34 protein-coding genes and 6 pseudogenes are annotated in these 23,199 nt (G+C 45.0%); 23 read left to right on the forward strand and 17 right to left on the reverse strand.

The window, feature by feature from the left end; all coding sequences use genetic code 11:
* The first annotated feature begins 143 nt into the window (after positions 1-143).
* From KUH03_RS31760 to KUH03_RS31770, 3 genes are read left to right on the forward strand one after another with little or no spacing between them, the layout of a single operon-like run.
* Positions 144-395 (forward strand): aminotransferase class V-fold PLP-dependent enzyme, encoded by a 252-nt coding sequence (locus KUH03_RS31760; RefSeq protein WP_257088340.1) that lies wholly within the window; start codon positions 144-146, stop codon positions 393-395.
* The gene (locus tag KUH03_RS31765) at positions 386-814 is read left to right on the forward strand and encodes an aminotransferase class V-fold PLP-dependent enzyme (protein ID WP_257088341.1); all 429 of its coding nucleotides are present in this window, start codon (positions 386-388) and stop codon (positions 812-814) included. The genes KUH03_RS31760 and KUH03_RS31765 overlap by 10 nt, the downstream gene beginning before the upstream one ends.
* The gene (locus tag KUH03_RS31770; RefSeq protein WP_257088342.1) at positions 811-1,284 is read left to right on the forward strand and encodes an aminotransferase class V-fold PLP-dependent enzyme; all 474 of its coding nucleotides are present in this window, start codon (positions 811-813) and stop codon (positions 1,282-1,284) included. Before KUH03_RS31765 ends, KUH03_RS31770 begins: the two co-directional genes overlap by 4 nt.
* Here the strand turns inward: KUH03_RS31770 and KUH03_RS31775 are convergent.
* The 16 genes and pseudogenes from KUH03_RS31775 to KUH03_RS31850 form a co-directional block, all read right to left on the reverse strand.
* Positions 1,281-1,769, reverse strand: a complete 489-nt coding sequence (locus KUH03_RS31775; RefSeq protein ID WP_257088343.1) for a molybdenum cofactor synthesis domain-containing protein — start codon at positions 1,767-1,769, stop codon at positions 1,281-1,283. The genes KUH03_RS31770 and KUH03_RS31775 overlap by 4 nt on opposite strands.
* Complete coding sequence (locus KUH03_RS31780) at positions 1,733-2,251, reverse strand: cyclic pyranopterin monophosphate synthase MoaC (RefSeq protein ID WP_257088344.1); 519 nt, start codon at positions 2,249-2,251, stop codon at positions 1,733-1,735. The genes KUH03_RS31775 and KUH03_RS31780 overlap by 37 nt, the downstream gene beginning before the upstream one ends.
* A complete protein-coding gene (locus tag KUH03_RS31785; protein ID WP_257088345.1) occupies positions 2,224-2,628 on the reverse strand; it encodes a molybdenum cofactor biosynthesis protein MoaE in 405 nt (134 codons plus the stop codon). The genes KUH03_RS31780 and KUH03_RS31785 overlap by 28 nt, the downstream gene beginning before the upstream one ends.
* Positions 2,621-3,076, reverse strand: a complete 456-nt coding sequence (locus KUH03_RS31790; protein ID WP_257088346.1) for a rhodanese-like domain-containing protein — start codon at positions 3,074-3,076, stop codon at positions 2,621-2,623. The genes KUH03_RS31785 and KUH03_RS31790 overlap by 8 nt, the downstream gene beginning before the upstream one ends.
* 57 nt (positions 3,077-3,133) lie before the next feature.
* A complete protein-coding gene (locus KUH03_RS31795; protein ID WP_257088347.1) occupies positions 3,134-3,727 on the reverse strand; it encodes a HesA/MoeB/ThiF family protein in 594 nt (197 codons plus the stop codon).
* A 3-nt stretch (positions 3,728-3,730) separates the two neighbouring features.
* Positions 3,731-3,958, reverse strand: a complete 228-nt coding sequence (locus tag KUH03_RS31800; protein ID WP_257088348.1) for a MoaD/ThiS family protein — start codon at positions 3,956-3,958, stop codon at positions 3,731-3,733.
* Between the two features lie 132 nt (positions 3,959-4,090).
* Positions 4,091-4,639: a sulfite exporter TauE/SafE family protein gene (locus tag KUH03_RS31805; RefSeq protein WP_306429832.1), complete on the reverse strand. Its 549-nt coding sequence runs from the start codon at positions 4,637-4,639 to the stop codon at positions 4,091-4,093.
* Entirely contained in the window at positions 4,605-4,814 is a 210-nt protein-coding gene (locus tag KUH03_RS31810) for a hypothetical protein (RefSeq protein WP_257088349.1), read from the reverse strand. The genes KUH03_RS31805 and KUH03_RS31810 overlap by 35 nt, the downstream gene beginning before the upstream one ends.
* Positions 4,815-4,828: 14 nt before the next feature.
* Positions 4,829-6,001, reverse strand: coding sequence for a gephyrin-like molybdotransferase Glp (gene glp, locus KUH03_RS31815; RefSeq protein WP_257097494.1), 1,173 nt, complete (start codon positions 5,999-6,001; stop codon positions 4,829-4,831).
* 97 nt (positions 6,002-6,098) lie between these two features.
* Complete coding sequence (locus KUH03_RS31820) at positions 6,099-6,368, reverse strand: NTP transferase domain-containing protein (protein ID WP_257088350.1); 270 nt, start codon at positions 6,366-6,368, stop codon at positions 6,099-6,101.
* Complete coding sequence (locus tag KUH03_RS31825; protein WP_257088351.1) at positions 6,317-6,592, reverse strand: NTP transferase domain-containing protein; 276 nt, start codon at positions 6,590-6,592, stop codon at positions 6,317-6,319. The genes KUH03_RS31820 and KUH03_RS31825 overlap by 52 nt, the downstream gene beginning before the upstream one ends.
* A gap of 64 nt (positions 6,593-6,656) precedes the next feature.
* On the reverse strand, positions 6,657-7,103 hold the full coding sequence (locus KUH03_RS49440; RefSeq protein ID WP_373564865.1) for a hypothetical protein: 447 nt from the start codon (positions 7,101-7,103) through the stop codon (positions 6,657-6,659).
* A gap of 6 nt (positions 7,104-7,109) precedes the next feature.
* Positions 7,110-7,567 (reverse strand): annotated as a pseudogene (locus KUH03_RS49445) (radical SAM protein); the annotation flags it as partial.
* A gap of 8 nt (positions 7,568-7,575) precedes the next feature.
* A complete protein-coding gene (locus tag KUH03_RS31840; protein WP_257088354.1) occupies positions 7,576-8,100 on the reverse strand; it encodes an XdhC family protein in 525 nt (174 codons plus the stop codon).
* Between the two features lie 146 nt (positions 8,101-8,246).
* Complete coding sequence (locus KUH03_RS31845; protein ID WP_257088355.1) at positions 8,247-8,408, reverse strand: hypothetical protein; 162 nt, start codon at positions 8,406-8,408, stop codon at positions 8,247-8,249.
* 92 nt (positions 8,409-8,500) lie between these two features.
* Positions 8,501-8,767 (reverse strand): XdhC family protein, encoded by a 267-nt coding sequence (locus KUH03_RS31850; RefSeq protein ID WP_257088356.1) that lies wholly within the window; start codon positions 8,765-8,767, stop codon positions 8,501-8,503.
* A 208-nt stretch (positions 8,768-8,975) separates the two neighbouring features.
* Here KUH03_RS31850 and KUH03_RS49450 point away from each other — a divergent pair.
* From KUH03_RS49450 to KUH03_RS31910, 12 genes and pseudogenes are all read left to right on the forward strand, one after another.
* A pseudogene (locus KUH03_RS49450) lies at positions 8,976-9,445 on the forward strand ((2Fe-2S)-binding protein).
* A 75-nt stretch (positions 9,446-9,520) separates the two neighbouring features.
* Positions 9,521-9,883 carry a molybdopterin cofactor-binding domain-containing protein gene (locus tag KUH03_RS31860; protein ID WP_257097496.1) on the forward strand — a complete coding sequence of 121 codons (363 nt, stop codon included), beginning with the start codon at positions 9,521-9,523 and terminating at the stop codon, positions 9,881-9,883.
* On the forward strand, positions 9,862-10,080 hold the full coding sequence (locus KUH03_RS31865) for a hypothetical protein (RefSeq protein WP_257088357.1): 219 nt from the start codon (positions 9,862-9,864) through the stop codon (positions 10,078-10,080). The genes KUH03_RS31860 and KUH03_RS31865 overlap by 22 nt, the downstream gene beginning before the upstream one ends.
* Positions 10,077-10,211 (forward strand): hypothetical protein, encoded by a 135-nt coding sequence (locus KUH03_RS31870; RefSeq protein ID WP_257088358.1) that lies wholly within the window; start codon positions 10,077-10,079, stop codon positions 10,209-10,211. Before KUH03_RS31865 ends, KUH03_RS31870 begins: the two co-directional genes overlap by 4 nt.
* Positions 10,187-10,585: a hypothetical protein gene (locus KUH03_RS31875; RefSeq protein ID WP_257088359.1), complete on the forward strand. Its 399-nt coding sequence runs from the start codon at positions 10,187-10,189 to the stop codon at positions 10,583-10,585. Before KUH03_RS31870 ends, KUH03_RS31875 begins: the two co-directional genes overlap by 25 nt.
* A pseudogene (locus KUH03_RS31880) lies at positions 10,555-11,102 on the forward strand (molybdopterin cofactor-binding domain-containing protein). The gene KUH03_RS31875 and the pseudogene KUH03_RS31880 overlap by 31 nt, the downstream one beginning before the upstream one ends.
* Positions 11,103-11,255: 153 nt before the next feature.
* Complete coding sequence (locus KUH03_RS31885; RefSeq protein WP_257088360.1) at positions 11,256-11,687, forward strand: molybdopterin cofactor-binding domain-containing protein; 432 nt, start codon at positions 11,256-11,258, stop codon at positions 11,685-11,687.
* A gap of 123 nt (positions 11,688-11,810) precedes the next feature.
* Entirely contained in the window at positions 11,811-12,731 is a 921-nt protein-coding gene (fdhD, locus tag KUH03_RS31890) for a formate dehydrogenase accessory sulfurtransferase FdhD (RefSeq protein WP_257088361.1), read from the forward strand.
* Positions 12,728-13,078 (forward strand): hypothetical protein, encoded by a 351-nt coding sequence (locus KUH03_RS31895; protein WP_257088362.1) that lies wholly within the window; start codon positions 12,728-12,730, stop codon positions 13,076-13,078. Before fdhD ends, KUH03_RS31895 begins: the two co-directional genes overlap by 4 nt.
* Before the next feature lie 43 nt (positions 13,079-13,121).
* The gene (locus KUH03_RS31900; RefSeq protein WP_257088363.1) at positions 13,122-13,955 is read left to right on the forward strand and encodes a molybdopterin-dependent oxidoreductase; all 834 of its coding nucleotides are present in this window, start codon (positions 13,122-13,124) and stop codon (positions 13,953-13,955) included.
* Positions 13,937-14,731, forward strand: coding sequence for a molybdopterin-dependent oxidoreductase (locus KUH03_RS31905; RefSeq protein WP_257088364.1), 795 nt, complete (start codon positions 13,937-13,939; stop codon positions 14,729-14,731). The genes KUH03_RS31900 and KUH03_RS31905 overlap by 19 nt, the downstream gene beginning before the upstream one ends.
* A gap of 483 nt (positions 14,732-15,214) precedes the next feature.
* Positions 15,215-15,517 (forward strand): hypothetical protein, encoded by a 303-nt coding sequence (locus KUH03_RS31910; protein ID WP_257088365.1) that lies wholly within the window; start codon positions 15,215-15,217, stop codon positions 15,515-15,517.
* On the opposite strand, the gene KUH03_RS31915 is transcribed toward KUH03_RS31910, so the two are convergent.
* Complete coding sequence (locus tag KUH03_RS31915) at positions 15,514-16,143, reverse strand: NTP transferase domain-containing protein (RefSeq protein ID WP_257088366.1); 630 nt, start codon at positions 16,141-16,143, stop codon at positions 15,514-15,516. The genes KUH03_RS31910 and KUH03_RS31915 overlap by 4 nt on opposite strands.
* Positions 16,144-16,470: 327 nt before the next feature.
* Between KUH03_RS31915 and KUH03_RS31920 the strand changes: the two genes are divergently transcribed.
* The 8 genes and pseudogenes from KUH03_RS31920 to KUH03_RS49455 all read left to right on the forward strand — a co-directional run bounded on the left by KUH03_RS31920 (position 16,471) and on the right by KUH03_RS49455 (position 23,044).
* A complete protein-coding gene (locus KUH03_RS31920; protein ID WP_257088367.1) occupies positions 16,471-16,941 on the forward strand; it encodes a (2Fe-2S)-binding protein in 471 nt (156 codons plus the stop codon).
* A 24-nt stretch (positions 16,942-16,965) separates the two neighbouring features.
* On the forward strand, positions 16,966-17,391 hold the full coding sequence (locus tag KUH03_RS31925) for a hypothetical protein (protein ID WP_257088368.1): 426 nt from the start codon (positions 16,966-16,968) through the stop codon (positions 17,389-17,391).
* Between the two features lie 77 nt (positions 17,392-17,468).
* Positions 17,469-17,621 carry a hypothetical protein gene (locus KUH03_RS31930; RefSeq protein WP_257088369.1) on the forward strand — a complete coding sequence of 51 codons (153 nt, stop codon included), beginning with the start codon at positions 17,469-17,471 and terminating at the stop codon, positions 17,619-17,621.
* A gap of 101 nt (positions 17,622-17,722) precedes the next feature.
* A pseudogene (locus KUH03_RS31935) lies at positions 17,723-18,175 on the forward strand (molybdopterin cofactor-binding domain-containing protein); the annotation flags it as partial.
* A gap of 605 nt (positions 18,176-18,780) precedes the next feature.
* Positions 18,781-19,322 (forward strand): annotated as a pseudogene (locus tag KUH03_RS31940) (molybdopterin cofactor-binding domain-containing protein).
* Between the two features lie 189 nt (positions 19,323-19,511).
* Complete coding sequence (locus tag KUH03_RS31945) at positions 19,512-19,895, forward strand: molybdopterin cofactor-binding domain-containing protein (protein ID WP_257088370.1); 384 nt, start codon at positions 19,512-19,514, stop codon at positions 19,893-19,895.
* A gap of 202 nt (positions 19,896-20,097) precedes the next feature.
* Positions 20,098-20,499: a putative quinol monooxygenase gene (locus KUH03_RS31950; protein ID WP_257088371.1), complete on the forward strand. Its 402-nt coding sequence runs from the start codon at positions 20,098-20,100 to the stop codon at positions 20,497-20,499.
* A gap of 435 nt (positions 20,500-20,934) precedes the next feature.
* A pseudogene (locus KUH03_RS49455) lies at positions 20,935-23,044 on the forward strand (catalase).
* Positions 23,045-23,199: the final 155 nt, after the last annotated feature.

The raw sequence follows: 23,199 nt of genomic DNA on the forward strand, positions 1-23,199 counted from the left end.
GCACGAAGCTGTTTTCAGGTCATCGAGCTGGTTGTGGGCTATGGTAAAGATTGACCTCTCCGGGGATCGGAGAGGTCATCAATGGATTTACATGTTTAATATGTTTAAACAGAATCAATGCTGCATCAATAACTATTAAATAAATGGACAGTGTAAACTCAAACTTTATCTATCTTGATTATAATGCGACCACTCCGGTAGATGAGCGTGTTTTAAATGAAATGCTTCCATTTTTTAGCACGGAGTATGCCAATCCAAGTGGTTCACATCTATTTAGTTTAACCATACAGGATGCTATGGATCAGGCGAGCGAAGACATCGCTGATAAACTGGGTACACAGCCAAAAATATCATTTTCACTTCGGGGGCCACAGAATCAATTAATTTGGTCCTAAAAGGACTCCAGTTTTCGTCCAAGAAACATATCATCAGTATTTCCACAGAGCACCGAGCTGTTTTGGATAGCTGTGCTTTTATGGAGCGATTGGGATTTGAAGTTTCCTATCTAAAAGTAGATACTCAAGGCATGCTCGATCTCAGATTGCTTAAGGAAAGTATTCGCGAAGATACGCTGTTAATTTGTACCATGCTGGTGAATAATGAAACGGGCATTATCTTACCGATAAAACAGATCAGTGAAATAGCGCATCAGGGCCATGCACTTGTCCTTTGTGATGCAACACAGGCGATTGGGAAAATGAACATAAGTCTCCAGCATCTTGATGTTGATTTTATGGCTTTTTCAGCACATAAATTTTATGGACCGAAAGGGATCGGGGACTATATATCGCCAGTCGAATTAAAGATCAATTGATACCTCAAATCCATGGCGGCGGACAGCAACAGGGCTGGCGCAGTGGAACTGTCAATACAACCGGCATCATTGGGATGGCTGCAGCTTTGCGAATTGCGCTCGAAGATTTAAAAATAGATCAAGCCCGTGTAGAACAGCTCCGAGATTATCTTGAAAGCGAACTTCTCGCCATACCAGATACATTTATAAATGGAAGTAAAACCCATAGACTTTTCAACACGACGAATATCTGTTTTACAGGCGTGCTGTCAGAGCAGCTGATTACCCAGTTAGGAACAATTTCGGTATCCAGCGGTTCGGCCTGTTCAGCAGTGACCTCAAGGCCCTCACATGTACTCAAGGCCATGGGGTTATCAGATTTGGATGCCTTATCGTCCATTCGATTTAGCCTGGGCCGATTTACGCGTGAAGTGGAAATCAGCCAGACCATTTTGCGGATCAAACAGCTTGTCGAAAAGCTGAGGACCTAATGTCCAACGTTTTCCCGCACTTGAAAGACATGCAGCACCTGTGGAAATAATGCGCCTATACTTTCGCGTACACCATTCGGTGATCCGGGCAGGGTAAGCACCAACATGCGATCGACAAATCCTGAAATACCTCGTGACAACATCGCTGTTTTAACACGCAGCTGTCCGTATTGTCTTGCCGTTTCCATAATTCCGGGAATATTTTTGGTAATATATGGCGCCACAGCATCTGGTGTAATATCTCTGTCCGAGAGTCCTGTACCTCCCGTGAATATCAGAAGATCTATACCAGCTTGCCCATAGTGTTCCAGACGTTCTTGTACTGCGCTGGTTTCGTCAGCAATTACCGCATAGGCAATATCGTGCAAGCCTTGCTGTTCCAAAAGATCGCACAGAAGCCTGCCTGAGATATCTTCTTTTTCTTCTCGGGCTACCGAATCGCTACAAACTACGACTGCAGCTTTAAGTGCAGCGACCCAAGGCAAGGAATCATTGCTCTTACCGCCTTTTTCTCAAGTAATCGGATACCACCTATCTCCACCTGCTTGTCTATGGGCTTTAGCATATCATAAATAACCAGCGCTGCAACGGAGGCGCCGTGCATGGCTTCAACCTCCACCCCAGTTTTATAGATCGTATGTACTTCAACCTCAATATGAATTTGCAATCCCGCTATGGTATACCGGATTGCTGCATATTCTACTGGCAAAGGGTGACAATCAGGGATCATATCGCCAGTTTTCTTAATCGCCAGTAAGGCGGAAGCACGTGCAAACTCAAATATATCACCTTTTGGAACCTGTCGCTGTTCAATAAGCTTGACGGTATTTTCAGAAGAAACAAGTACCGTGGCCATTGCGATTGCTTTCCTCAAAGTCGCACTTTTATGTGTAATATCAACCATATTATCTATTAATTTTCCATTGATGCGTATCGTCTTCAAATAGTTCTTTCCCCAGATGGGCATTTCTTTTTTATGCGTTCAACAAGTTCGTCACAAGCATCCATCGCTGCACGTCTATGTGCTGACGATGTGAATACAAAGAAGCAAATTTCGCCAACCCGTACTTCACCTTCACTATGATAAACATGCATACAGGCTAATGGGTACCTATCAAATATTGCTTCGCGGATCTCCTCCATTTTTAGCAAGGCCAGTTCCCGGTTTGTCGTATAATCAATAGCCTTTACGATTTTTCCATCGATCTGATCAGCCCTGATCTGTCCCAGGAAGATGCTATGTGCACCAATTTCAGGTTTATTATGGTGCTTTGAGATAGCTTCCGCAACCAAAGTAGCCGGAATCGGTCCTTGAAAAAATATGTCGTTTTTTTGTTTAGTCATTTAAATAGTTTTCTAAGGCGATCATGCCGCCGTCCAAATGGAATATTTGTTGTCCAGCATCTGTCTGCTCGTAAAAATACTGGGCAGCTATCAGGCTCCTTTTTCCGCTCTGACAGATAAAAATAACCCGTGTGTTATGTATATTTTTAATTTGTGCTGGTAATGTTGAAAGCGGAATGGATAGATGCGGCTGTGACAGACGCGGAAGTTCATTTGGATCGCGTACATCGACAAGGACAACATCCGCTGCAGACCATATTTCAACAAATTCTTTTGCAGCTATGGCCTGTATAAATTGGCTCTCCGAAGCACAATATTGCTCATAATTAAACGCACTCAACTCAGCTAAAGTTTGTGGGTAAATGGTTTCTGGGGATGTCGTTAAGGGGATTTCAAAGATATAACTGCTATTGTCAAGCATATTGACCGTCATTAATTTATTAATCAAAGCGGTACCAATACCAGTTTAATAACTTGATGGCTTCGGTTGCTTGTAATATTCCGATCATACCGGGCAATACCCTAATACCCCTGCCACATTACAATCTGGCGCTTCCAAGGACGTGGGAGGTGTCGGGAACAAATGCCGATAATTTGTCTTTATCCCTTCTTTGTCGGCTACATTGAATGCAGCTATTTGTCCTTCATATTGGTAGATTGCAGCAAAAACCAAGGGTTTATCCAATAAACGGCAAGCATCGCAAAGCAGATATCTTGCAGCAAAATTATCTGTACAATCCATGATGAGGTCGTACGAACGGATCAAATCTGCGACATTGTTCGAATGCAGTTGTTCCACCCAATAGTGGATCTCAATTTCAGGATTCTGCTGCTTGAGCTTACCTGCTGCTACCTCAGCTTTAGCTCGGCCGATATCGTTAGTATCATACAGCACCTGGCGGTGCAGATTGCTCAAATCGACATGATCATGGTCTATGATACCAAGAGTTCCGACCCCTGCAGCAGTCAGATATTGGAGTACAGGGCAGCCAAGCCCGCCGGCGCCAACGACGAGCACGCGTGCAGCTTGCAGCTTTTGTTGGCCTAACTCACCAAAACCAGGGAGGGCATAATGCCTCGAATACCGTTCATTCTGCATTGCTTATCCTCCTGAATAGGGTGGCATTAAGGCAACAATATCATTTTCATGAAATGTTACCGCTGTCTTAATAATGGTATTGTTCACGGCTATCAATAGGCTACGCTGTGCCAATTCAGCATGGTCGCGCGATAATGTTGCCAATAACTCTGTCGTATCGTTAGCTGTTATATAAAACTCCTTTGCCAATATATCGGTCAGGGAGCCAAAGGTCTTTACGTGAACTTTCATTTTTTATTCATTTTTTGTCAAAGTTTCGCCTCTTTTCATCCTACTCTGTTCATCTCACAATTGAAAGACTTGTTCACTTTCTTTATGTTATCCGATTTAGATAAATAGATCAGCCAATTTTTTTGAAATTTATTAAGCTGATGTAAACAATAATTTATAGGCTGCAACCAAAAGAACTGTAGCGAGTACATACTTCAGTGCATCCTGTTTTAATTTTTTTGATCCAAGATAGGCTCCGAGTAGGCCTCCAAGGAAAGCTACCACAACGTATCCCCACATATGGGCATTGAACGAAATGCCTTTTGTGAGCATACCCCCAAGTCCCGACAATGAATTTACAAAAATAAATGCAGCACTAATAGCAGCAGTTTGTTTTTGATCGGTCCATTTAAGTAGGATCAGAAAAGGGGAGAGGATAATTCCACCACCAATACCGATCATGCCTGACAACAACCCGACAGCCCCACCGATTGCCAAGGCGCCAAAACTATTATAAGGTTTGAGCTCATCTTCGGCAGGACTCTTAAAAAGAAAAATCGAAAAATAGGAAAGAGTAACAGTAGTCCCAGCAACCTCTTGTACAAATGATCTTCCAAGGTAATCATGCCGCCTATAAAAGCCATGGGAACAGAGGCGATGGCGACCATCAAAAACAGATTCCTTTTGAAATAATGCCCCTATAGTACTGTATAAAGGATGTTAAAGAAACAAAGAGGTTAAGCACCAGTGCTGTAGGTTTCATTTCCTGTGGTGCAATTCCATAGAGTGCCATCAATGCCAGATAACCACTTGCACCACCGTGCCCAACTGACGCGTAAAGAAAAGCCAGCATAAAAGGAAAAAATAAAAAGCTCAAATTGCATGGCTCGATTAGGTTAAAAGATGGATATAAACCTCGTCGCCAGCCGCACAGCCATTGCTATCCTCTTCGAGAATCAGCAGGCAATTGGCCTGTGCGTACGATTGCAGACGATAAGATTCTTGCGCGTGTAAGGGTTCGACAGCATGTCCGTCGTATCGTGCCTTAAGGAAATGAGTCAAACCGGGCTTTTTACTATAAGCATGTGTCGTATGGGTTTTGATGGAACGTGTTCGTTGAGGAAGCTCCATCATACGTTCCAATGCGGGGACCACATAGAGATAAAAACAGGTTAGGGCAGAGGACGGATTGCCGGGGAGCCCAAACACCAGTTTTTCATTTTGTGTGCCGAAAAAGAGGGGTTTTCCCGGTTTTTGGCGGATACGATGAAAACGCTGTTTAATGCCGCAGGCCTTAGCCACATCCGCGACATAGTCATAGTCGCCCACACTGACACCACCAACTAAAAGAACAATATCCGCTTCATCCAATGCATTTTCCAAAGCTGCCCGGAGCTGGCTCCTGTCATCCGGCACATGCCGACTTTCAACATGCAGTATACCTTGCTGCCGCAGCGCAGCTTTTAGCTGGTAGGAGTTAGACTCATAAACTTCCCCATAGCCAAGTGTCGTACCAATAGGTTTCAGTTCGTCTCCGGTGAGAATAAGCTGTATCCGTGGTGGCGCAGTAACAAGAACATCCTTGCATCCGATGCCTGCGAGATAGCCAATAGCAGCCGGAGTCAATGATGTTCCTGGGAGCATGGCGATACTTTCCCTAACTTCTGACCCTTTGGGGCGTACATTGTCTCCCAATTGGAGAGCTTCATCGCGAATCTGGATTGTATTTGCATCGCTCAAATCTACTTTTTCCTGCATCACTACTGTATCTGCGCCTTGAGGCAGAGGAGCTCCGGTATAAATGCGCATCGCCTGTCCTTCTGTCAATATTTTTTCGACCGTGGTGCCTGCAGGAATTTTGTCCACGACAGGAAGTTCCCGCTCTTTGTCGCAATATCGAATGGCATAGCCATCCATCGATGACTGGGGAAAAGCAGGAATTGACTGCTCAGCAATAACAGTTTGGGCTAGCGTGTATCCCAAGGCTTCTTCGAGGGGAAGCCGTATCTGTTTTGGTGCAGGCAGATGATGATGGATGATATCTTTGGCCTGCTGAACACGGATAAATTGATGGGGAGATTGAAATAATCGTCTTGTGTATCGATATCATACTTTGCGTCCTCATAGGAGAATATGACCCGATCCTCCGAAAATTGCTCGGCTACTTTTTTGCCCCCTGTTGTCCCTCCAGGCACATCAGATGCTCAAAATATTTTCTGTCAAATAGTACCGGAGCGCCCCATATTCCTGAAAAACCGGTTGCTACAATACCTTTATCAGTACTATCGGCCAATTGGATAAGCTGCTGAAAGACATGTCGGTCAACGAAAGGTTGATCGCATAGACTGATTATACAACGATCCAGATTGGGATGATGTTTTAATAAATCCCTAAGCCTACACCAATAGAGGTAGACATTCCGGTCGCCCAATGCGGATTGATTACGACAGAGACGTTACTGTCCTTTAATGCCGAGTTGATTGGGTCAGGATAGGCACCTATCACGACAGATACCTTGGCATCGGGAACAGCCAGCGCTTCCCTACTGATACGTTTCAATAAAGTTTCACCTTCAAATTCGAGCAGCTGCTTCGGGAGGCCGAGCCGCGAAGAATTTCCGGCCGCCAATATGACTATACCTATTTGCTTTATCATCCACCAATCGTTATCATACTCCGATTCTTGAGAAAATCGGTGTCTATATGTTTAAAATCTGTTGTTAATTGTCCCCTAATTCCTTTGCTTTGGCGCTAATGGTAGCTTGGATCAATGGAAGCACTTCTTCACCTGCACGTAATGCTGTCAACAGATCGGTTTCACCTGTAGAGAATAGGCAATTTTTGAGTTTACCATCTGCAGTAAGCCGTATCCGGTTACATCCTGCACAAAAAGGGGCGGTCATTGTACTTATAATAGCAATACGCCCAGCATGTCCGGCAATCGAAAATGCTTTAGCGGTATCGTGTGGACCTGCAGTGATCGGTTCTATGGGATAGCTCCGCTGAATAGTCGCTAGAATATCGGCCTGTGTATACACCTGGTTGCTGCTCCATTTGTTCCCACTGAATGGCATAAATTCGATAAAACGGATTTCTATTGGCTTCCTCGCTGTCCATGCAACAAAATCTAAGATCTCATCGTCATTGATACCTTTCATTACCACCATATTGATCTTGGTATGGATTCCATGTTCGAGCAAAAGGTCTATATTGGCACGTACGCGGTGAAAATAATCCCTTCGTGTGATCTGAAAAAATCTTCCTGGTTGCAAGGTGTCCAGGCTGATGTTGATACTTTTGAATTTTGCGTCCACAAGCTGAGGCAACATGTCGTTGATACGGATTCCGTTGGTCGTCATATGAAGTTCAACCGGAAGTTTGGACAAACGCGCTATAATATTGGCTGCATCCTTGCGAACCAAAGGTTCACCCCTGTAAGGCGGATTTTGCTGATTCCTTGATCGACAAACAATCGGGCCAGTTGCTCAATTTCGTCCACCTGCATCAATTTGTCATTCGGTGTAAAGCTATACTCTTCCTCCGGCATACAATAGAAACAACGGAGGTTGCAATTATCGGTAAGCGATATGCGCAGGTAGTTGTGTATCCGTCCAAATGTATCCGTTAGCATGATGTCTTCTAAATTATTGTGGGGTATTCAGTATGTATTTTCGTTTTGAGGAACTTTAATGAAGTTGCTGGCCGATTATTCAACACAGCTTTAATCTCTGCAAGGATTGCTATAGCGATCTCTTCGGAAGTTTCGGCACCGATATCGAGCCCTACTGGGCCGTAGATAATGCTTCGTTGACTTTCAGTGACGGTCATACCAGCCTTTTGCATATCGTCAAACATGCGTAGTAATTTGGTCTTGGGACCCAAAGAGCCAATATAACGTGTCGATGTGTGCATCAGGTCTTTAAGGAGCGTGAGATCGTAAGCATAGTTATGTGTCATCAACACAAAAACAGTCCATGGATCTATGCTTAATTTAGCCTTGATTTCAGCTGCTGAGGCTGCAATAAGCTGATGAGCTCTTGGAAAGCGTTGAGCATTGACATGGCTGGCACGTCCGTCGACCACCGTAATTTTCCAGCCGAGCAGGTGCGCTGTTTCTACGACGGGTTGCGCATCATTACCGGCACCGGCAATAACCAAGTGCACGGTAGGAACCAGGTACTCAATGAGTACTTCACTGCTTTGCCCGTTCTCCGGAAAGGAAGTGAGAACCGATTTTCGTTCTCTTTTGGCAAATTGGATATGCGCATTCAGTGGCGAATAGTGCGCGTCTAGGGCAAAAGCCTGCTCCTTCAGATCTTTAATAAGTAAACGGGTTCCTTTTTGTTCCCCTGTCTGTCCGTAGAAAAGAATGTAATCAACAAGCCTTCTTCACGTTGTTGAAGCAAGCGTTGCAGCAATGCGATTGGATGATCCTTTCGTTGTAGGTCCACATATTCAAAAAGGATATGCACTATACCATTGCATCCAAGTTGTAATCCGATTGACGAACCTTCCTCCGTATTCGTATCATAACTAACGAGGCGGTTTTTCTGTTGATGGATAGCTAAGAGCGCTTTTTTAGGGCATCTCCTTCAAGACATCCGCCGCTGATGGCTCCCGTCATTTGCCCGTCTTCTGTTACTAGCATGCGGGCCCCTGGTCTTCGATAAGAGGAACCTTCAACCTTAACCACAGTGGCAAGCACCATCCTGATATTTTCGGAAGCAGCTACACCGGCAGCTAAAACAATGTCGTTAATCTCTTTCATGCAAATACGGGCAAGACAGTGGAACGCGGATATAATGATTAAATCAATAGCAATATAATACAATGCCGTTTATCAAATTTAATGAATTACACGTTAAAAAACACCAAAACTGTAATAATGGTAAAAACATCCGTAAAATGTATAATTATTTGATTAATTTAAATAACGATTTTGTACCACTGAATAAACTGAATGCTAGCGTATAAGTAAGAAAGCTTATCCCATTTGAACCGATAAATATCGCTTACATAAACAAGAAAAAACAAAGATTATGGCAAAATATTCAATTTTAGTAAATGGCAAAAAGCACGAAGTTGATGTGCTTGAGGATATGCCCTTGCTTTGGGTACTCCGTGATATCATTGGTCTTAAAGGGACCAAGTTTGGTTGTGGAAAAGCGCTATGTGGTGCCTGTACCGTACATCTCAACGATACCGCAATCCGATCCTGTTCATTTCCGGTCTCTGCGATCGGTGAGGGCAAAATCACAACAATCGAAGGGCTTTCAGCGGAGGGGATCACCCTGTTCAGGAGGCCTGGGAAAAATATGTCGTACCCCAATGCGGCTATTGCCAGACCGGACAGATCATGAATGCAGCAGCTCTTTTGAAGAAAAATGCGAAACCTTCGGTCGCGGAGATCGAGCAAGCGATGCAGGGCAATCTCTGTCGCTGCGGTACATATAATAGAATCAAAGCAGCCATTTTAGAAGCAGCTGGTACACCCGTTACAAACGGCTAGGTATTATCAAAAATATAAACAAGATGAAAATATTAGCTCCTTTTCAAAAAAAAAAAACCGAGAAGGTCAATTCAGATTTTTTCCGTTTCTAGACGCGACTTTTTAAAAGCCAGCGGCTTGCTTACTGGTGGCTTGGTTCTGGGTGTAAGCTTCTTTAGCTGTGATGACAAAGGTAAAAAAGTGGCCACTGTGGCTCCAAATGTGTATTTAACAGTTGGTTCAGATGGTAAAGTGACCATTGTCGCACATCGTTCAGAGATGGGACAAGGTATCCGTACCTCTCTTCCTCTGATTATTGCGGACGAATTGGGTGCCGACTGGACGAAGGTGGAAATCATCCAGGCTGAAGGAGATGAAAAAAATATGGCAACCAGAACACGGACGGTTCCTTTTCAGTACGGATGTTTTATAAACCCATGCGGGAAGCCGGTGCTATAGCCCGATTACTCCTTCTTCGTGCGGCAGCCAAAGAATGGAACGTTGACGTAAACCAATTGGATACCAAAAATGGACAGGTCATCCAACGGGATTCCAGCAAGAAAAAAGATTTTGGTGATCTGGTAGAAACTGCAAAAACTCTCCCGATCCCGAAAGCCAGCGAAGTGAAACTAAAGACAGACAGCAGTTCAATATGATCGGCAAAGAAACCCCGATCATTGATCTGCACAATATTGTCACCGGAAAAGCCGTGTTTGGAATTGACGCCGTTGTCGAAGGAATGAAAATTGCGGTCATTAAGCGGTGTCCGGTGGTAGGGGGAAGGTAAAGTCCGTAAACGACAGTAAAGCCCTGGCTGTTCCGGGCGTTCTCAAGGTGATTACGATCAAAGGTGGCGGACTTCCAGCCACCTTATCCAAACCCCTCAGTGGCGTAGCTGTCATTGCCGAAAATACCTGGGCAGCCATAAAAGCAAGAGACTTGCTGGAGGTGGAATGGGAGTTGGGACCCAATGCCGGCTACGATTCAGCCAAACAGATCGAAGAACTTAAGCAGGTGGTGGCACAGGAGGGAACCCTTCGACGTAAACGTGGCGATTTCAACGCCGCAAAAGCGAATGCAAAAAAGTTATTGAACACACGTATATCGCACCTTACCTGGCGCATGCAACCATTGAGCCGCCCTGTGCTTTGGCTGTCGTGAAAAACGGAAGCTGCGAAGTGTGGGCTTGTACACAGAATCCGCAGGGAGCACGTGATGCGGTAGCCACCGAACTGGGTATGGCAGTGGAGAAGGTAAAAATGAACGTAACCCTCCTGGGGGCGGATTTGGCAGAAAGTCAAAACCTGACTTTATCCTGGAGGCAGCTATATTAGCCAAAGAGTCTGGTCTGCCGATCAAGGTGCAGTGGACACGTGAGGATGATATTCGTCATGACTACTACCATGCGATGAGTGTACAGCGTATTGTCGCCACCATCGACAACCAAAATAAATTGAGTGGCTGGGCCCATCATATTGCTAATCCGTCTATCTCTGCGACAGAGGATTTATCAGTGGTACAGCCCAGTGATGGCGAATTAATGTTGGGCGCCTCAGATTTCCCTTATAATGTTCCAGCGATCAATATTGCTACGCATGATGCAAAAGCCCATCTGCGGATTGGCTGGTTGAGGTCTGTACGTAATATTCCACAGGTTTTGCCGCTGCGACAATGCTAGACGAAATTGCTGAAGCAAGGGGTATGGATGCTGTTTCGAATGCCCTGAGCTCCTCGGTGAAGACCGCCACATTACCTTTGAGCAGGAACTGATCAAGACAAGCTATCCCAATTATGGCGAAAAGATCGAAGATTACCCTGGGATACAGCACGGATGAAGAAGGTGATTGAGCGGGTAGCCAAGCTTTCCGGATGGGGTAAATCCATGCCAGCAGGGACTGCACTGGGCTTTGCGGCACATAAAAGCTTCTTAACGTACGTTGCCTGCGTGGTAGAGGTCAATGTGGATCAGAACAAGAAAATCAGTATTCCCAATGTCTACTATGTGGTGGACTGCGGACTAGCCGTCAATGTAGACCGTATCAAATCACAATTTGAAGGTGGCGCACAATTTTCCGCAAGTCTGGCACTCAAAAGTACGATCACGGTAAAAGATGGTCAGGTAGAGCAGGGTAATTTTGACGGGTATCAGATCATTCGAATGCCTGATTCCCCAAACAGATCCATGTGGATATTATCGATAGCGACGCAAAACCGACCGGAGTCGGAGAGCCCCTGTACCGCCATTTACACCGGCACTCTGTAATGCGATTTATGCGGCAACAGGAAAGCGGATCTATACCTTGCCAATTGATCTAAGTATTTAAACACAATGAATTAAAATAAGCACCATAAATTTAGTATATTTAATCTATGTGAACTGGCAACCATGGAATCCAACGCACTGCTCAATACGACTTTAAAACAGATTGACCTTGTCAAAGTGATGGGTCGTATCCCAGCGCATGTCATGGATAGCATATCGATCGAAGAACCGCTGGAAATCAGAATATGTACGTCAGTTGACGGAAAGGCCGAATATAAAAATATTTCAGTCACGATGCGGACACCCGGCCATGATGCCGAACTTGCTACAGGATTTTTATTTACCGAAGGCCTTATTTCTGCGATCAGCCAGGTAGCAGCTGTGGATCGTTCGGAAGCGCCCTGCACAAGAAATAACGACAATATTGTTATTGTGAGACTGAACGACGGATTTGCCCTCACAACAAGCGCCTTAGATCGAAATTTTTACACCACGTCAAGTTGCGGTGTTTGTGGAAAAGGCTCCATCGCAGCAATCAAAACAGTTAGTATTTTCAAAGATCTTGCGCCTATATCCTGTGCAATTGCATTAGATATACTCTATCGCTTGCCGGATCTCCTCCGTGCCGCACAGGGCAATTTCTCCGCCACCGGCGGTATACATGCTGCTGGTCTGTTCAATTTACAGGGGCAGCTCATCGCCTTACGGGAAGATGTAGGACGGCATAATGCACTTGACAAACTTGTCGGGCATGCATTGTCCGCTGATTTGTTGCCGCTTCAAGAACATATCCTGGTCTTAAGTGGCCGGGCGAGTTTTGAATTGGTACAAAAGGCAGCCATGGCTGGGATACAGATTATTGCAGCTATCGGGGCGCCATCAAGCTTAGCGGTTGAACTGGCCAAGGAATTCGATATCACCTTACTGGGCTTCTTACGCGAGCATAGATGTAATATCTATAACCTGGCAGACCATGTTAAAATAGAAGGATTAGCGGGGATGCTTGACTACACTACAGCATTAGATCAAAAAATAGAAAGATGAAAATAAGGATTAAAGATAATTCCGTTAGACTGCGATTGACAATGTCCGAAATTGATAAATTGGGCAATACAGGCGAAGTAGCCTCCCGAACCGAATTTATCAACCAGTCCTTTGTATACCGCATCCTGCAAACGGATACTGACGGACTCATTGCTTCTTTTGTTGAAAATGAAATTGTGATCGGACTGTCTGCCAATATGGTAAGGGAATTGGTGGCGACAGAGCGGATAGGTTTTGAAGGGCAGTCAGGGCCAGTTAAAATTCTCGTTGAAAAGGATTTTGCCTGCATTGACAATACCGTGGAGGATCAGAGCGACAACTTTCCGAATCCCAATCTCAAATGCTAAGCACATCGAAAAATAGTGTGAACTGTCCCAAAATCTAATGGTTATGGAAGAGAACAATAATCAAAAATTGGATCAATCAGTCCCTAAGGAGCCACAGGCAGAAAACCCTTATAAGCTCTTGGATCTGAAATTGACACCCGTAGAAAAATCAGCGGCTGGAATACCGGCTGTATTGGCGGCCTTTGCCGATCTTATCGAAGAGAAAACGCTTATCCGGGGTACCAAGGCGCTGTTCAAAATGAATCAGGTCGGTGGCTTCGACTGCCCGAGTTGCGCTTGGCCTGATCCAGACGATGAGCGTTCGCCGGTAGGCGAGTACTGTGAGAATGGAGCAAAGGCACTGGCGGAAGAAGCCACAACAAAAAGGGTCACTCCAGAATTTTTTAAGAACAATTCCGTGTACGATCTCTCCCAGCTCAGCGATTATGAGATCGGTAAGATGGGGCGGTTGACAGATCCGATGTATCTGCGCCCGGGAGGAACACATTATGAACCCATCAGCTGGGAAGGTGCTTTTCAAAAAATAGCAGAACAGCTCAATGCGCTGGAATCGCCGCACCAGGCAGCCTTTTATACCTCAGGCCGTACTTCCAATGAGGCATCATTTGTCTATCAACTGTTTGCCAAGGAATTGGGCACCAACAATATGCCGGATTGCTCCAATATGTGCCATGAAACCTCAGGCTCGGCACTTCGTCCGACTATTGGAATCGGCAAAGGAACCGTCAAACTGGATGATTTTTACGAAAGTGAACTTATCGTTATCATTGGTCACAATCCGGGGACAAATGCACCTCGTATGATGAGTGCACTGGAAAAGGCAAAAAGAATGGCGCCAAAATCATTGCAATCAATCCCTTGCCCGAAGCAGGGTTAATGGGATTTCATAATCCGCAGCAGGTTAATGGGATCATCGGCAAAGGCGTGAGTTTGGCCGACCTTTATCTTCCCGTGAAGATCAATGGCGATATGGCACTTTTAAAAGCACTGGAACTTATTTTACTGGACCTCGAAGCTAAAAATCCGGGCCTGGTTGTTCATTCCGATTTTATTAACAACAAGACAACGGGTTATACGGACTTTTTGGCGCAATTCAGCAAAGCGGACTATAACCTGGAACATCTGAGCCAGCTAAGTGGCATTGCAATTCCCGATATGCAAAAAGCGGCGGAACTGCTCGCTTACAGAAATAAAATTATCTTTTGCTGGGGAATGGGGCTCACCCAGCAGCCCAACGGTGTTGATATGATCCGCGAGATCCTCAATATTTTGTTGATGAAAGGAAGTATCGGTATTAAAGGGGGCGGTGTCTGTCCCGTTCGGGGGCACAGTAATGTACAGGGAAACCGTACCATGCTTATCGATGAAAAACCCACCGACGAACAGTTAGATAGGCTGCAGCAGTATTTTGGCTTTGATCCACCCCGGGAACATGGTTATGACGTGGTGCGGGCAATTAAAGCGATGCACGCCGAAAAATCAAATTCCTGTTTTGCATGGGCGGGAATTTTTGTCCGCCACACCCGACACAACATTTACGGCAAATGCGCTTCGGAAGCTGAATTTATTGGTCGCTGTGTCCACAAAATTAAACCGTGGCCATCTGATCCATGGCAAAGAGGCGCTTATTCTGCCGACCTATGGACGCAGTGACAAAGATATTGTCAACGGTGAAGTTCAGATCGTCAGCACGGAAAACTCCATGGGTGTCGTTCAATCCTCTAAAGGGGTATTGGATGCCGTTTCCAAAAATCTGGTCAACGAAACACAGATCGTTTGCCGGATGGCCATGGCAACCTTAGGAGATCGGTCGGTAGTCGACTGGAAGCGTTATCATGACAGCTATGACGCGGTACGTGATGCAATTGAGCAATGCATCCCCGGCTTTGAGAATTACAATGTGCGGGTCCGTCAGCGCGATGGATTCTATCTGCCGAACGGCGCCCGTGATGCGCAATCTTTTTCGCAGGAACTCGGCGGGCGAGCACCCTTCACATTAACAGATATCCCCGAAAACCATCTGGATGCCGACGAGTATATGATGGCAACAACGCGAACCCATGATCAGTTCAATACCACCATCTACGGTCTTGACGACCGCTATCGGGGATAAAAAATGAGCGACGTGTGGTGTTTATGAATCAGAAAGATATTGATAAAGCTGGTTTTAAGGCCGGAGACAAAGTGGACCTTTATAATTACGATGATGGTATAGAACGCGTAGCTCCCTTATTTTTGATCGTTTCCTACGCCATTCCTGAAAAAAATACGGTCACGTATTTCCCGGAGACGAATGTATTGGTTTCGGTCAACAATGTGGTCAAAGAAAGCAATATGCCGGCTTCCAAATATGTGAAGATCAAAATTAAAAGACATGACCCTGAGGTATATAAGAAAGTGGATGAAATGCTTTACCGGGGCGCACTTCAACGACCTTAATCGTTGTTGTTGATTATGGCTTTTACGCTGTCGGCCTCAGCAGGGGTATTGACATTGACAAGGGTATTGACATGCGGGGCTTCAATACCTAGGGCCTGATGTTGTATCAATGCCCGGCGTGGTGAAAGTTTATGTTGAGCCTGCATCTGCTGGAGTATGGGCAAACTACTGGGTTCCCAGATAGCGAGTAAGGGTTCGGGTGAGCTGTCCTGTGGGCTTTTAAATGCGGTAGCGATCCTTTGTGGATCACGATGTTGTATTAAATAGGCGAGAGCCTCTGAGTCGACTAGAGGTAAATCACAGGCCACAACCAGCCAAGCCCGCTCGGGGCGAAATTCAAAAGCGGTCAGTATTCCACCCATAGGACCAATGTCTGTATAACGATCGGAAAGCCATGCGTAGGTTGAAGCCATCTCTTCGCCGCCTGCTATTTCATCAAGCTGTTCTGCACGACAGGAAATGTATACCTCATCGCAATAATTCCGTAACATATCGGCCAAATAATAGACTTGTTCTTTACCATGCCAATGCATCTTTTCTTTCGGACTTCCCATGCGCAGGCTTCTGCCACCGATAAGCACCAGGCCGTTTAATGGGGGTAAGCGATTATCATTCAGAACTATCATGTTGTATTCAATGGATCAATTGTATTGAAGTTACGTATTTCAACGCGAATTGGAAACATTACCATCAACTATTACCTCACCCGCCTGGCTATGAATGAGTGAACATTCATAATCACGCTAAATTAATCCGATATCGGGGCTTGTTAAAACTTTCTGATGCAAACGATACTTCTACCTGTAATAATGGTAATTAATTCAGGAATTTATATACAGTAAACAATTTTTTTAAAGCATATTTGTATCATGCTGATTGAAAGCGGAAGATAGCGATCCTGAAAGCATTCCCTTTATAAACGAAAATTTATGACACTTATTTTAAATACAAGCATGGCAACTATAAATCTAAAAATCAACGGTAAGCAACATGCACTGGATGTCGATCCATCGACACCTTTATTATGGGTTTTACGGGAGCATCTAAATCTTGTCGGTACCAAATACGGCTGTGGAGTAGCGGCCTGTGGAGCCTGTGTTGTGCATCTGGATGGTGAAGCTGTACGTTCCTGTGTAACCAAAGTAAAGCGGGCAGCCGATAAGGAGGTGGTCACGATTGAAGGTCTCTCTGAAAAAGGCGATCATCCACTACAGCAGGCATGGCAACAGGTTGATGTACCGCAATGTGGTTACTGTCAGTCCGGGCAGATTATGTCTGCGGCTGTCCTGTTACGGGAAATTCCCAATCCAACGGACGAGGAAATCGATCTGGCAATGGCCGGTAATATCTGCCGCTGCGGCACTTATCTCCGGATCCGTAAAGCCATTCATTTAGCTGCCGAGATTCAACAGGAAACGAAGTAAAAACTAGCCCAAAATATTTTGTTTATGAAATATAACACTCGACATAAAAAGGAAAAACGGCCTTATAAAATCGTGGTAGCATTAGCCGTTTTGGCGATTATTATGACATTCATGGTTTCGATCGCCGCAAATTCCGGATCAGCAGCAGTAAGGTCTAGGGAGGACAAAATAAAGCATGAATTGGTGAAGCGTGACAGTATGAAGTCTGTTGCGGCATTTTCCAAAGTTTACAGCGTATTGATGAGTCCCCGATGTGTGAATTGTCATCCGGCTGGAGAAGTACCTTTACAGGGAGATGATAGCCATTTACATGCGATGTTACCCCAGCGAGGGAAGGATGGAAAAGGAATCCTCACCATGAAATGTGCCAACTGTCATCAACCTGAAAATACCCCGGTACCCATACCCCTCCGGGTAGTCCCAACTGGCACCTTCCGCCAGCAAACATGAAAATGGTTTTCGAAGGTAGAAGTCCCCGCGAGCTCGCACAACAAATTATGGACCCAACGAGAAACGGCAATAAAGATATGAAGGCATTAATAGCCCATGCCGACGATGAGCTGGTAAAATGGGGCTGGCAACCGGGAGAAGGTCGGACATTGCCGCCGTTAAACCATAAAGAGTTTAAGGAAGCCTGGATTACCTGGTTAAAAAATGGGGCCTATGCACCTTCGAATTAATTTTTCATTGTTGTCGAATAATACAGTAAGATATGACCAGCGCTAATAACAATATGGGAAGAAGATCCTTCCTGAAAGCCGCCCTACTCGCCGGTGGCGGTATGATCCTGCATTTTCATTGGCCAGCCGATGTAAAAGCCACAGGTATAAAGGCAAGTGATATAGCCGAAGAATCATACGAATTAAATAGTTACATCAAGATCGGCAAAGATGGCCTGGTCACTTTGTTCAACCCCAATCCGGAGTTTGGTCAGAATGTAAAAACCGCCATGCCGATGATCCTTGCAGAAGAGCTTGATGTGGCATGGGAGCAGGTGGTCGTCGAACAGGCCGATTTTTATCCCGAGCGATACAAAAGGCAATTTACCGGTGGAAGCCAGTCGATACGGCAGGGCTGGTCGCCGCTGCGTAAGGCAGGCGCTACCGCAAGACAGATGCTCATCTTAGCAGCAGCAGCACAGTGGAATGTTCCTTCCGATCAAATTTCGACGCAGCAAGGGACCTTGCTGCACCCCGGAACTGGACGAAAAGGAACCTATGCCGAATTTGCTTCCGCGGCAGCCAAGATTCCGGTGCCCCAAAACGTCAAGTTAAAGGCAGTGAAGGATTTCAGCATTGTGGGCACCTCCAGGAAAAACGTCGAACTGAACAACATCGTGACAGGTAAACCGCTGTTCGGTATGGATTATCAAACCGAGGGCATGCTGATCGCCATGATTGTGCATCCACCAGCATTTGGCCTACAGTTAAAATCATTGGATGATCGGATAGCAAAGTCAATGCCCGGCATCAAATCTATCTTTGTGATCGACTCCCTCACGGGAGATATTGTACAGAACTTTTTCGATACGACCAGTTTCACCCGTTTTGCTGTTGTCGTGGGTAAGAGCACCTGGGAGGTGATGCAAGCCAAGAAAGCACTTAAGCTGGAATGGGAAGCGGAGCCTGGGCGCAGGTTTAAAATGGGTAATCCGGGGCAGCCGAATGCAAAAACGACCGAAGCAACCTATCCCGCAGGTCTGGAAAGCAGTGATGTACACCGTAGGCAGATGGAAGAGTTTTCTAAAAAGCCCGGCAATGTCCTCCGCAAGGATGGTGATCCAGAGGAGCATTTAACATTGCTGCCAGAATCATCGAACGTACTTATACCGCACCGTTCCTGGCACACAATACCATGGAGCCGGTCAACTGTTTTGCCCATGTCACTTCCGACAGCGCCATCTTCTATGGGCCGTTGCAGGCTCCAGAGTTTACCGTTGGTACCTTATCCCAACGGCTTGGTTTGCCAAAAGAAAAGATACAGATCAATCTTGCGCGCATGGGGGCGGGTTTGGCCGCCGTGCCTATGGACATCATTTTATAGAGGCTGCCGCAATCTCAAAGCATCTTAATGCACCGATCAAACTTGTTTATACACGCGAAGATGAAATGACAGCCGGAATTTATCGTCCCACCTACAGTGCGACCTACCGCGCTGCCTTGGATAAAGACAATAAATTGCTGGCGCTTCATGTCAAAGCCGGTGGGATTCCCGAAACGCCCATACATGCCGATCGTTTTCCGGCCGGTGCAATCGACAATTACCTCGCCGAGGGCTGGCAGATTCCGTCCAATATTACCATAGGTGCATTCCGTGCACCGCGGTCAAATTTATCGCTGCCGCTGAGCAGTCTTTTCTTGATGAACTCGCCATGGAAATGAAAAAGACCCTATTGACTTTCGTCTTGAGTTGTTGGAAAGGGCAAAAACAAATCCAGTCGGCAAGCGCAATGATTACGACGCCAGCCGTTATGCGGGTGTACTGAAACTGGTTCGTGAAACATCAAACTGGGATAAAAAAGCGCCGGGAATTCATCGTGGTGTGTCCGCTTATTTTGCCACAATTCGTATGTGGCACAGGTTGTGGACCTCGTGGTTAAAAATAATGAACCTAAGGTTGAAAAAGTGGTGGCCGCTATAGACTGTGGGATTGTGGTGAACAGGGATGCCGCGACTAACATGGCCGAGGGAGCGATTATCGATGGGATCGGAAATGCCCTTTATGGCGAGCTTCCTTTTAAAGATGGTGTCCCACAAAAGAATAACTTTACGACCTATCGTCTGATACGAATGAATGAAGCGCCACAGCAGATTGAAGTGCATTTTGTGGAAAACGAACAAGATCCTACGGGAATGGGCGAACCACCGTTTCCACCCACATTCGGGGCAGTGGCCAATGCATTATATCAGGCTACAGGAAAACGTTTTACAACCAACCCTTTATTAATCAGATGACCGCAGGATGAGTTTACAGTAACCGAGGTCTACAAGAAGGAAACCGATGGGTCGAACTATTAGCACTGACGTTTAGCAGTGTTCGCGATACGCACAAGATCAAGCATTAACATTGGTAGAAATCAATTAAAAGTAAAATGATTTAAGATAAATGTAGTAATGTTATGAATAAGAATATCTTTAGACACAAAACTTGGCTTAGATGGTCGTTGCAAACGATATTGGCAACGCTAATGCTTTTTGTATGAGTAACTATGCCCATTCTCAACAGGCAGAAATCATGGTACGGATTTCAGAAATTGAGATACACCCTGAACATTTGGAGAAGTATAAGGAGATACTTAAAGTGGAGGCCGAAGCATCCATAAGGCTTGAGGCGGGTGTTATCGCTATCTTCCCGATGTTCCAAAAGAACGACCCAACCCAAGTGAGGATACTAGAAATGTACAAAGACAAGCAAGCCTATCAGGCACATTTGAAAACTGAGCATTTCCAAAAGTATAAGACTGGTACACTCCACATGGTCAAATCCCTGAAACTTGTGGATATGGAAGCGTTGGATATGGAAACGGCAAGTCAGATTTTTAGAAAACTGAAGAACTAAATTGAATGATTATTGAATAGTTTTCTATCACAGAAATACAAGCACTTTCCACAGGTTATAGGAAAGGGAGACCAATTTGGCCGGAAGTTTTTTTGCGGCATTTTTGCCTGTACAGATTTTTGTAGTAGCCATAATAAAAAAATTATAGTTGTTATCTTATTTAATAACCGATCCTAGACGCTTTTAGTTCAATAAAAGAAATCAAGTGCTTGACTTAGTCAAAAGTCAGCCGTATTTTCTCAAAACCTGTCCTCAACGGGCAAATGTAAATACCGACCAAACCTTTCAGACTTTGGCTTTGTTCACATCATGGACATTACAGCTTATAAGAATTAATGCCTACCAATAGGAAAGAGGATAGGCTCCTATATATAATTTTTGTGCGAATTAATAAATTACTTCTCCTTACGAGTATAAACCAAAACAGAATTGGATATGAAAAAACAAAAGAATTTAAAAACCGCTGAGATTGAACAGCATTTAGTGGACAATTCCGAACAGATTATGACCACCAATGATGGTGTGCCTATTTCCGACAACAACAATACATTAAAGGCGGGTGAGCGGGGGCCATCATTACAGCAGGATCATATCTATTTTGATAAGCTGATGCATTTTGACCGTGAGCGTATACCAGAACGTGTCGTTCATGCGCGTGGATCAGGAGCCCATGGTATTTTCGAAGCGACAGCTGATCTATCCCAATATACAAGCGCAGCATTTTTAAAAAAGGAACAGTAACGCCTCTTTTTACAAGATTTTCGACCGTAGCGGGCTTCAAAGGCTCTACCGACCTAGCCCGGGATGTACGCGGTTTCTCTGTTAAATTCTATACCGAAGAAGGTAATTACGATCTCGTGGGGAATAATATTCCCGTTTTTTTATTCAGGATGCGATGAACTTTCCAGATCTCGTCCATGCCGTAAAGCCAGAGCCGAACAACGAAATGCCGCAGGCGGCATCTGCACATGATACCTTTTGGGATTTTATATCGCTGATGCCCGAATCTGCGCACATGATCATGTGGACTATGTCAGACCGTGCGATACCCCGAAGTTTAAGGATGATGGAAGGTTTTGGCGTCCATACGTTTAAATTTGTGAATGCTCAAGGAAAAGGTACATTCGTTAAATTTCATTGGAAACCGAGATTGGGCGTACATTCAGTGGCATGGAACGAAGCCCAAAAGATCTCAGGATTTGATGCTGATTTTCATCGAAGAGATCTCTATGAAGCTATTGACAGGGGCGATTTTCCCCAATGGGATCTCGGCGTCCAATTGATTCCTGAAGCGGATGAATTTAAATATTCGTTTGACATTCTGGATGCGACAAAGATTATCCCAGAGGAACTAGTGCCAGTTCAGATTATCGGAACGATGACACTAAATCGCAACCCCGAGAATTTTTTTGCAGAGACCGAACAAGCCGCTTTCGACCCCGGAAGGTTGGTGCCGGGGATAGATGTTTCGGATGATCCGCTTTTGCAAGGACGGATATTTTCATACATGGATACCCAAAATTACCGATTAGGTGGGCCAAATTTCCATGAACTTCCTATCAATCGTCCGGTGACTGGTAAACACAATAACCAAAAAGATGGTTTCGCGCGATCTGATATTCCTAAAGGTGCTGTGAGTTATTTCCCTAACAGCAAGGCTGTGGGTTGCCCTTACCATGCAATGCTTAATGATGGGGTAGGATTTGAATCCCACAAACAGCCTATCGAGGGGCAAAAGTTAGGGCCCGCTCAGATTCCTTCGCAGATCACTTTACGCAAGCAAGACTATTTTTTAATTCACAGAGTCCAGAAGAACAGGACCACATGGTCAATGCCCTGAGTTTTGAGCTTTCGAAAGTGAACGATGTCAATATACGAAAGCGAGAACTGGCTATTTTGAACCAGATAGACCAAGGATTAGCAAAAATGTTGGTGAAAACCTCGGGCTTACACCGCCAAAAGAACTTGATCCTTTAACCCTCAAATTTGCACGTCAGAACCATCCCGAATATCCGCTTAAACCAGTCAAACCCGAAGTTGAAAAGTCTGCTGCTTTGAGTATGAAAGTAAAAGACGGCGAGGGTACGATCAAGAGTAGAAAGGTTGCTTTTCTTGTTGATCATGGAGCTAGCAAATCCTCCATAGATAAAATGAAAACAGCACTCGAAAGGGAAGGGGCGCAAGCAGTGCTAATCGCATCTCATGTAGGAAAGATCCGGTTCAAGGAAGGGACAGAAGAAGATATCCAACATTCCTATCTTACGGAGGCATCAGTTTGTTACGATGCATTCTACACAGCAGCAGGCGAATCGGTCAAAACTCTTGCGGAAAATGCCGATTACCTTCATTTTATCAATGAAGGTTACCGACACTGTAAGGCCCTGGCATTTGCACAAGGTGCTGAAGAGTTAGCTGAAAGATCATTTATTAAAAAAGATAAAGGCGTTATTTTCGAAAGCAAGGACAATTTAACAGAAGATTTTATAGCGGTAATGAAAGGCCACCGTGTTTGGGGAGAGAAAAATCCAGAAAGGTACCTTCTTGATATACAACAAATAGTTCTTCGGTAGAAGGACTATTTGTTTCTTACATATTCTGGAAATCGCATATTGTTTGTTGTTATTTAAAGGAAGTAGCATGAAAAAAGTAGCAAGTAAAAAAATTAGACCATTGCAAAAGCAAAAGCGACCGGGATTGGAA

The sequence above is a fragment of the Sphingobacterium sp. E70 genome, assembly GCF_019285695.1.
Classification (GTDB): domain Bacteria; phylum Bacteroidota; class Bacteroidia; order Sphingobacteriales; family Sphingobacteriaceae; genus Sphingobacterium; species Sphingobacterium detergens.